8 protein-coding genes are annotated in these 9,647 nt (G+C 38.5%); 5 read left to right on the plus strand and 3 right to left on the minus strand.

What is annotated here, in order from left to right:
* Window positions 1–87 precede the first annotated feature (87 nt).
* Window positions 88–447: a VanZ family protein gene (locus DWA31_RS07640; RefSeq protein ID WP_114326008.1), complete on the plus strand. Its 360-nt coding sequence runs from the start codon at window positions 88–90 to the stop codon at window positions 445–447.
* Window positions 447–1,403 (plus strand): ketopantoate reductase family protein, encoded by a 957-nt coding sequence (locus tag DWA31_RS07645; protein ID WP_114326009.1) that lies wholly within the window; start codon window positions 447–449, stop codon window positions 1,401–1,403. The genes DWA31_RS07640 and DWA31_RS07645 overlap by 1 nt, the downstream gene beginning before the upstream one ends.
* Before the next feature lie 442 nt (window positions 1,404–1,845).
* On the opposite strand, the gene thiI is transcribed toward DWA31_RS07645, so the two are convergent.
* From thiI to pomA, 3 genes are all read right to left on the minus strand, one after another.
* The gene (gene thiI / locus DWA31_RS07650; RefSeq protein ID WP_114326010.1) at window positions 1,846–3,300 is read right to left on the minus strand and encodes a tRNA uracil 4-sulfurtransferase ThiI; all 1,455 of its coding nucleotides are present in this window, start codon (window positions 3,298–3,300) and stop codon (window positions 1,846–1,848) included.
* A gap of 239 nt (window positions 3,301–3,539) precedes the next feature.
* On the minus strand, window positions 3,540–4,478 hold the full coding sequence (locus tag DWA31_RS07655; RefSeq protein ID WP_114326011.1) for a flagellar motor protein MotB: 939 nt from the start codon (window positions 4,476–4,478) through the stop codon (window positions 3,540–3,542).
* 29 nt (window positions 4,479–4,507) lie between these two features.
* Window positions 4,508–5,272 (minus strand): flagellar motor protein PomA, encoded by a 765-nt coding sequence (gene pomA, locus DWA31_RS07660; RefSeq protein ID WP_114326012.1) that lies wholly within the window; start codon window positions 5,270–5,272, stop codon window positions 4,508–4,510.
* Window positions 5,273–5,509: 237 nt separating this feature from the next.
* Between pomA and DWA31_RS07665 the strand changes: the two genes are divergently transcribed.
* From DWA31_RS07665 to dxs, 3 genes are read left to right on the plus strand one after another with little or no spacing between them, the layout of a single operon-like run.
* Entirely contained in the window at window positions 5,510–5,776 is a 267-nt protein-coding gene (locus DWA31_RS07665; RefSeq protein WP_114326013.1) for an exodeoxyribonuclease VII small subunit, read from the plus strand.
* Entirely contained in the window at window positions 5,773–6,663 is an 891-nt protein-coding gene (gene ispA, locus DWA31_RS07670) for a (2E,6E)-farnesyl diphosphate synthase (RefSeq protein WP_114326014.1), read from the plus strand. The genes DWA31_RS07665 and ispA overlap by 4 nt, the downstream gene beginning before the upstream one ends.
* Window positions 6,664–6,702: 39 nt before the next feature.
* Window positions 6,703–8,565, plus strand: coding sequence for a 1-deoxy-D-xylulose-5-phosphate synthase (gene dxs, locus DWA31_RS07675; RefSeq protein WP_114326015.1), 1,863 nt, complete (start codon window positions 6,703–6,705; stop codon window positions 8,563–8,565).
* The last annotated feature ends 1,082 nt before the right edge of the window (window positions 8,566–9,647 follow it).

Genomic DNA, 9,647 nt, shown 5'->3' on the forward strand with positions numbered 1-9,647 from the left:
TATCTATGTATAATTTTTTACCTCTTTTTACTTGTGAAAATACGACATCATTTAACTTTTTTCATACTCATTATTAGCGCTGCAGTTTTGCTATTTTTTTCCAGTGAATTATTACTCCCTGTTGAGCTTAAAAAAATAGTCTTTCGTTCTCCGCAAATAGATACTATCGGACACTTTATTGGCTTTTTTATTTTGGCTTGGCTAATACATTCGCTGATAAAGTTAACATTAGTAGAGACCTTAATTACTCTCAGCTTTTATGGAGCGCTCAGTGAGTTAGGCCAGTATTATTTAGGCTTTCGTAATGGTGAATTTAGTGATTTTTTTGCTGATATTGCCGGCATTAGTTCATTTATACTATTGAAATTATTGTATTTAGCTTATAAGAAAACTTACATTAAACAAGTAAATAAAAAGAACTCATCAACGTTTACAAGGCCTGATTAATGAACATCATCGTTGTAGGTCAAGGTGCTATGGGATTACTCTGGTATCACCATCTAGCTATATCAACCGTAGCCACTAATTTATCCTTGTTGGCCTCAACTCAACACAACTTAGCCGATGATAATTATCACTTTATTGACAGCCACGGTATACCATATCAAGGTAAAATTAATTACGCCTATGATGAGCAAATTAAAAATGCTGATGTTATTTTACTTTGTGTGAAGTCTTTTCAGATAGGCTCGACCTTAAAACAAATAGCACAACATTCAAAAGCGAATACCAGCATTATCCTTGCCCATAATGGCATGGGCACGCTAACTGAATTGCCTAAAGAACTTATAAATAAATATAATATTTATGCTTTATTAACCACACATGGCTGCCTTCGCAAGTCATCATTAAATATTACCCATACAGGTATAGGCATTACCGATATTGGTTTAGTATCAGGCTGCGTAGAACTAACGGAACAACAAGCATTAACCTACCAATTAAACCAAGCATTACCCAGTGTAAACCTTCATAAAAACATTATTGAAAAACAATGGCAAAAATTGGCAGTTAATTGTGTTATAAACCCAATAACAGCATTACATGATATTGATAATGGCCAGGTTAATAATACTATTTTTACTGGACAGATAGAAAAAGTTTTAACTGAGCTAGTGTTAGTCGCTAAAAGTGAAGGTATTTATTTGAATATAGCCTTGCTGATAAAAACAGTGCGACAAGTAGCCGCTGCAACCGCTAAAAACTGTTCATCAATGCGCTGCGATGTATTAGCGCATAAACAAACAGAAATTAATTACATTAATGGCTATATACATAAACTTGGTATAAAACACAAAATTGCCACACCTGAAAATACTCAGCTATGGCAAACTGTCCTTCGACAAGTTTCCTTCGACAAACTCAGGACAAACGGAGAGTATAAAGGCAAACGGAGAGTATAAAGGACAAACGGAGAGTATAAGGGCAAACGGAGAGTATAAGGGCAAACGGAGAGTATAAGGACTAACGGATAAATAAAGCCGTTCATGCTGAGCGTGAGGAACGAGTAGTCGGATAAATACAACCGTTCATGCTGAGCGCGAGGAACGAGTAGTCGAAGTACGACAAGTTTCCTTCGACAAGCTCAAGACAAACGGAGAGTATAAGGGCAAACGGAGAGTATAAGGATAGACGGATAAATAAAGCCGTTCATGCTGAGCGTGAGGAACGAGTAGACGGATAAATACAACCGTTCATGCTGAGCGCGAGGAACGAGTAGACGGATAAATACAACCGTTCATGCTGAGCGCGAGGAACGAGTAGTCGAAGTACGACAAGCTTCCTTCGACAAGCTCAGGACAAACGGAATAAATACAACCTGTCATGTGAGACCAAGAACAATTATTATGGACGGTAAACTTTAACATTTTTATAGCCATTATCTATCAGATATAGGGCTTGTAATTTACTCATTACGCCATGGTCACAGTAAAGCAAGTAATCTTTACTCATATCAAGATCACCAAACTGTGTTGATAATTTGTAGAATGGAATTTCTTTAACTTCAACATCATCAAGTTCAAGCGGCTTATCATCTGTTTCTTCAGGTGAACGAATATCAACAATTACCGCATTCTCTGGAATGTTTTCAATAAGGTCTACCGCACGAATTTCTTCTTCCGTCTCTTTACCAATATCGCGAATATCATATACACGAGTCTCGCTCACAACCTTGTCTAAAACATCGAAATTAAAATTACCCTCCTCTTCTTCAACTTTAGAGAGTACCGCTTTCACGGTTGGTTTTTTCGAAATAACGCCACAATACTCAGGAATGGTTTTAGAAAATTCTTCTGTGCCTATTTTACGAGCTATATCAATAATATCTTGCTTATCGTAAGCACCTAACGGGCGTAAAATTAGCGTATCAGTAACACGGTTGATAACGTTTAAATTAGTTAAGGTTTGACTCGAAACCTGACCTAAACTTTCACCCGTAACCAATGCTTGAATTTTGCCTCGTTCTGCTATTTTTGTGGCTGCACGAATCATCATTCGTTTTAGTACAACACCCATTTGGCTATTTTCAACATTCTCTAAAATCTCACCCACAACAGGTTCGAAGTCTACCGCAAAAAATCTTACTTTATGAGAAGCACCAAACTTGTTCCACAAATAATAACTAATTTGTTTAACACCCACTTCATGAGCAGAGCCACCTAAGTTAAAGAAACAATAGTGCGTACGTGCACCTTTCTTGATCATTTGGTAGCTTGAAACACCTGAGTCAAAACCACCCGACATCAGCGACAACACATCTTCTTGAGTTGCTATTGGAAAGCCACCTAATCCTTGATGACGCTGCGTAACAATAAATAAGTCCTTATTTTTTATTTCAAGACGTATCGTAACATCAGGGTTTTTTAGTTTAACCTTGGCACTTTCTACTGCTTGATTTAAACCACCACCTACATATTGCTCTACTTTTAGTGAATTAAAATCATGATTGCCAGTACGTTTAGCTCGCACGCAAAAAGTCTTGTTTTCAATCGTTTTAGCATGAACCGCTAAGGTTTTTTCATAAATATCATGAACATCAACAAATTCAGTTTGTTGTACTTCTAAAAAGATAGGCACGCCAGGAATACACTTTAGTGCTTCAACTAAACGTTCACGGTTTTCAGGCGAGTTGTCTTTAGTGTTAACTTCAATATTATCCCAGTTCATACGTGTAGTAACTTGTTCATCAATACGACGTAAAACATTTTTAACGTTTGACTCTAATATTTTAGTAAAACGTTTACGAACTGGGCGAGATTTGATGGTGATTTCAGCTTGCAGCTTTACGATAAATTTCATCGACAAGTGACCTAAATAATAACAGTAAATAATTGCCGCGCATTATATACGCAAACGTTCTAAATATAAATACCTATACCCGTTAACAATAAAGGTGCATCCATCAGGGTGTCTGAGCGAACAGTGATCTAAGGGTATATTTCTATACAGGTTGTTCGCATAAGAAAAATCAACGATTAGCCTGTTTACAATTGCTGCAAACAGGCTATACAACTCGTAACCATTTATCTCGTAATGATTTATTCTATCACTTGAATAGGATCGGTTTCTTTGGCTTTACCTTGATTAATCGTAATTTCAACTCGACGATTACGACGACGATTTAACGCATTCGTATTAGGTACTAACGGACGAGTATCTGCATGACCGGCAACCACCAAGCGTGCTTGATCAAAGTCAGGTACTTTAATTATTTCATGGGCAATTGCTACCGCTCGTTTACTCGAAAGATCCCAGTTAGAAGTAAACAACTCAGAGTCAACACCACGATTATCAGTATTACCTGAAACCATAATTTCTCCGGGCACGGTATTTAATAGTTCACCAATTTGTCTAATAATAGGTCTAAATTTGGGCTGTAAAAAAGCTGATCCAGAAGGAAAAGAGCCATTTTCTCTAATCCTAATAGTAATCTGTTGTCCTAAAGACTCTAGCTCTACTGCACCATCTTGAATTTGCTGTTCTAACTGCTCAGCTATTTTCTTAACAAGATCATTTACTTGCTCCTGTGCGGCATTTTCCATTTGTTCTTGTGCTTGCTGTAATGCTTCTGCTGACAAAGCATCTTCCGTGTTTTGAGATTGACCACCACGCGCTGTGCCCCGTTGCTCTTGACGACCACCAGCAGAGGTTTCATCACCCGCCTGAAATTCTAACATTTGTTGCGTCATTTCCATGGTTTGCTGCTGGATAACTTCAATAGGCGTAGGCTCAGGTTTACCCGGGCGAAACTCTTGCGCAATAATACTGGTACCCTTAGGGATATCTTTTACTTCAATCTTGTTTTGTACACCAAAAGCAAACTTCATCGAACCGGCTATTTGTTTAAATTTCAGCACATCCATTTCAGAAAAAGACAATAGCAATACAAAGAAACACATCAATAAAGACATGAGATCGGCGAACGTTCCCATCCATGCGGGTAGTCCCGGAGGTGGACATTTACACTGTTCAGCCATACAGCCTCCTATGCATAAATTCTTTGCTACTATTCATCAGTAGTACCACTTTGGCGTTTACCTTCGGCAAGATAATTTTTCAACAAACCTTCAATTACACGTGGGTTTTGACCATCTTGAATACCTAGCACCGCATCAAGTACTAATTCTTGATTCATTTTTTCTTCAGCTAAACGTAATTCTAATTTTGATGCGATAGGAATAGCAATAACATTCGCTAAAAATGCACCATAAAGGGTAGTTAACAAAGCAACAGCCATCGCAGGTCCGATAGATTTAGGATCATCCATATTTGATAACATGGCAACCAAGCCAATAAGTGTACCAATCATCCCCATAGCTGGCGCAACATCCGCTAACGCCATCATCATTTTAGCGCCCGTTTCATGGCGCTCTGTTGTGAGATCAATGTCTTTTTGCAAGGTAGCACGCACTACGTCGGCATCGTGACCATCAACTAACATATCAACGCCTTTCTGCATAAAAGCATTGGTAATTTCAGCTTCTTCTAATGCAAGAAAACCGCCTTTACGTGCCGCATCAGCCATATCAACTGCTTTTTCGATTAATTCTTCTGGCTTTTCTAGCTTGAACATAAAAGCCTTGCCGATAATTTTACCAATACCAAAAAATTGGCCTAAATTATAATTTGATAAAACAATAAAAATTGAGCCACAAAATACAATCAATACCGATTGAGTATCCGCAAACATCATAATATCGCCAGAAAGCATCATTGCCATCACTAGCAGGCCTACTGCACCTAATATTCCGATTATCGTTGCTAAATCCACAAAAAACCCCTAAAACAAAAAACTTTCAAGTATCAATAAAATAATAGTACATCAAGCGAATACTATTCCCTAATGGTTATCATTAAAATACTTAATCAATATTTATATTATCGCCCGAAAGGTCAATAACTTAACGTTAAAGTGAAAATATTTAACTAAAGGTTTAATTGACCCAAAGCCTTAGCTAAGGTAAGTTTGCGCTTAGAGTTTATAAGCAGCTTGCTCAGAGTGAAAATCATGGCAAAGAAAAAACTAGAAAACCTTACTTTTGAAGAGTCTTTAAGTGAATTAGACACCATAGTGCATAATTTAGAGCAAGGTGAATTAAGCTTAGAAGAGTCAATGACATTATTTGAACGGGGTTTAAGCCTTAGCCAAATAAGTCAAAGCAAACTGCAAGCGGCTGAACAAAAAGTAAAAATTCTACTAGAAAAAAATGGTAAGCAGCAACTGTCTAATTTTGACTTGTCAGCAGAAGACAACGCATTAGGTGAGGATTTGTGACCAAATTAGCCAATCACGATGTTTATCAAAATCGCATTAATAATTTTCTAGCACTGCAACTCAACAACTTATCCATTAATGATGACAAACTCCATCAAGCCATGCGTTATGGCTTGTTAATTGGAGGGAAACGCATGCGCCCTTATTTAGCCTATATTACTGGCGAAGCATTAGGTGCTGATCTTGATGATATTGACGGCATTGCTGGTGCATTAGAATGTATACATGCGTATTCTTTACTACATGATGACCTACCTGCCATGGATGATGATGATTTAAGACGCGGCCAACCAACCTGCCATAAAGCTTTTGATGAAGCCACAGCAATTCTTGCCGGTGATAGCTTACAAACATTAGCCTTTGATATCCTCGCTAATCATAATTTTTCTCAAGCAATTAAGCCAAAACAAATAAAATTAATTCAACAGTTAGTTTCTGCATCAGGCTATCAGGGTATGTGTGGCGGCCAGGCGCTTGATTTAGCAGCAACCAATCAGCAAATAGATTTAGAGAAACTAGAAGCATTACACTCATTAAAGACGGGTGCGTTACTCGAAGCATCTGTCTTAATGAGCGCTGAATGTGCGCCACAAGTAACTGAAAAAAATAAAGAAGCGTTACAAAATTATGCCCGATTAATTGGTTTAGCCTATCAAGTTCAAGATGATATTATCGACATAACGTCAACACAAGAGCAGCTAGGAAAGCCTAGTGGCTCAGACCTTGCAGCAAATAAGAGTACCTATCCGGCTCTGCTCGGTTTACAAGGCGCGCAACAAAAAGCTGAAAACTTATTTCAACAAGCACTTCAAGCTTTGGCTAGTTTACCTTACAATACCCAATCTTTAGCTGAATTTGCTACCTTTATTGTTAAACGTAACCATTAAACGCATCCGTTAAAATCTAAAAATATATACAGAGCAACCATGACCACAAACCTAGCTGATTACCCATTACTTGCTCAAATCAATTCACCGAAAGATTTGCGAAATATTTCCCAAGATCAATTATCACGCATCAGCAATGAGCTACGTAACTACTTATTAAATTCTGTCAGTAAAAGTAGTGGTCATTTCGCTTCAGGACTCGGAACAATTGAATTAACCGTTGCGCTACATTACGTATATAACACGCCATTTGACCATCTTATTTGGGATGTGGGACATCAAGCTTACCCCCATAAAATTTTAACTGGCCGAAGAGATCAACTGCATACTATTAGACAAAAAGACGGCTTACACCCTTTTCCTTGGCGGGAAGAGAGTGAATACGATACGTTAAGCGTTGGTCATTCAAGTACGTCAATATCAGCTGCGTTAGGTTTAGCCGTAGCAGCTGAAAAAGAAGGGAAAAACAGGAAAACAGTCGCAGTTATTGGTGATGGTGCCATGACTGCAGGTATGGCATTTGAAGCCTTAAACCATGCTGGTGATATTAAAAAAGATATGCTGGTTGTTCTAAACGATAATGAAATGTCTATTTCAGAAAATGTTGGCGCTTTAAATAATCATTTAGCAAAAATGTTATCTGGAAGTCTCTACACAGGACTTCGCGAAGGTAGTAAGCGTTTACTTAAAAATATCCCACCAATAAAAGAATTAGCTAGTCGCGCAGAAGAACACCTAAAAGGCATGGTTGTGCCTAGTACCTTTTTTGAAGAGTTAGGCTTTAATTATATTGGCCCAATTGATGGTCATGATGTGGATGGTTTGGTTGAGACCATCAAAAACATGCGTAATCTTAAAGGCCCGCAATTACTACATATTGCCACTAAAAAAGGTAAAGGCTATTACGCTGCAGAACAAGACCCTATTAAATATCATGCAGTACCAAAGTTTAATCCAAATGATGAGAATTTACCTAAATCTAAGCCCGCCTTACCGACTTACTCACAGATTTTCGGTGATTGGTTATGCAAAACTGCAGAAGTCGATAAAAAGTTAGTCGCTATCACGCCTGCCATGAGAGAAGGCTCTGGTATGGTAGAGTTTAGCCAACGATTTCCTGATCAATACTATGACGTAGCAATCGCTGAACAGCATGCTGTTACTTATGCTGCAGGACTTGCAATAGGCGGTCAAAAGCCCGTTGTCGCGATTTATTCTAGCTTCTTACAACGTGGATACGATCAATTAATTCATGATATTGCCATTCAAAATCTTCCGGTGATGTTTGCAGTCGACAGGGCTGGTATTGTTGGCGCTGATGGGGCTACTCACCAAGGTTCATTTGATTTAAGCTTTTTACGGTGTATACCCAACCTAGTCATTATGGCACCCGCTAATGAGCGCGAGTGTCAATTAATGCTAAATACTGGTCACTCACTTGAAACCCCCTCCGTAGTCCGTTACCCAAGAGGAGGCGGTACAGGTGAAACGCTTCCCTGTGTTGATGAAACTATTGACGTTGGAAAAGGTTTAACCATCAAAACCGGTAGAAAAATTGCTTTATTGAGTTTTGGTACTATGTTAACCGAAGCAAAAATTGCTGCAGCAGAGCTTGATGCAACCTTAGTAGATATGCGCTTTGTAAAACCGTTAGATACTCAACTCATTGATGAGTTAATTAACTCACATGAGTTAGTCGTGACAATTGAAGATAATGCTATTGCCGGTGGTGCAGGCTCAGGTGTGAATGAATATATTCTGTCACAAGGAAAAGCGATAAAAATATTAAATATCGGCATTCCCGACCATTTCGTGAAACACGGCACTCAAGCAGAAGTACACCAAGAGTTAGGATTAGATAGTGCGGGGATTATTAATAAAATTAATAATTTTATAAGTTAACCTGATCCCGGCTTAATTTTGATTTAAAGAACTAGAGCTTGTTTCTCTGCTTGGCATCACGTTCCTTCATTAGCTAGTGATAAACTCAATAGTTTGGCGCTTTATTCTCTGTCTAGCGTCGCAGTGGCGACTACACCCAAAGGGGCGTTACACGCCAAAAGCCCCTTTGGAATCCCCGTGGCGCCCACTCAGCAAAACATTCAATCACCAACTAGCGTAAACCACGATACCTGCCGATTTATCATCCATGAACAACGGCAGCCCTCGACGTCCTGTCTCGGGTCGAGGCCTACCCTTGCTAGTTGATGATTGAATTGCTGAGATGGGAGTTAGAGTATTTGGCACAGTTACGGAAATTAACACCCGTCATCCTCGTGGTTACTTAATCGAGGATCCATACTTTAATACGCTAGATTCCGTATTAGACACTTACAGAATGACGGAAATAAACACATCACCTATCAACAAACACCCAGTCTTCTTGAACAAACGCTGAAATGAGTGAAAGTGTTCACGTATGCTCATCAGGGATGATGAGCAAAGCGAATGTTAAACATAATGGGTAATCAAGGCTTAATAAATGCGATAAAGGCCACAATATAAGGCTCTAGCCTTGTCTTTTTATTTTAAATTCAACCCTCATCAAAAATAAACAAACTCAGTGATAGAACGTATCTTTAAATTTATACAAACAAGAATGAGTTTTTACACAGGCTGGCCACACTGCTGACCTAAATTAACCCTCAAAATCAGGCATATTTATGTTCACTTAGATACGAATATAGTCGACGTTAGCCTTGGCTTACCTAACGACAAGTTGACGCAGCGAATATATGACCTACCCAATGAAAGCTGAGCAACAATACTTATGCTGATTGATAAAAAATTATGGAGTTATAATGCTAAGGGGCGGATTATATGATGCTCTGCTCCTCTATATTTTGTTATCCACTCTAAATAGAGTAATCAATAACTCTGTGCCCATTGGTTGCTCAATTATCTAATTAGATAATTCTGCTTCTTAATCTGCGGCATAGAGTATCTTAAAATTTTTTAGATTCCAGCCAATCATTACTTCATTA

It is taken from the genome of Candidatus Colwellia aromaticivorans (assembly GCF_003333305.1).
Classification (GTDB): domain Bacteria; phylum Pseudomonadota; class Gammaproteobacteria; order Enterobacterales; family Alteromonadaceae; genus Colwellia; species Colwellia aromaticivorans.

Bases quoted from the DNA above. Each gene is read 5' to 3' on its own strand.
- DWA31_RS07645 (WP_114326009.1), top strand. From the start codon at position 447: ATGAACATCATCGTTGTAGGTCAAGGTGCTATGGGATTACTCTGGTAT.
- thiI (WP_114326010.1), bottom strand. From the start codon at position 3,300: ATGAAATTTATCGTAAAGCTGCAAGCTGAAATCACCATCAAATCTCGC.
- DWA31_RS07655 (WP_114326011.1), bottom strand. From the start codon at position 4,478: ATGGCTGAACAGTGTAAATGTCCACCTCCGGGACTACCCGCATGGATG.
- DWA31_RS07665 (WP_114326013.1), top strand. From the start codon at position 5,510: ATGGCAAAGAAAAAACTAGAAAACCTTACTTTTGAAGAGTCTTTAAGT.
- dxs (WP_114326015.1), top strand. From the start codon at position 6,703: ATGACCACAAACCTAGCTGATTACCCATTACTTGCTCAAATCAATTCA.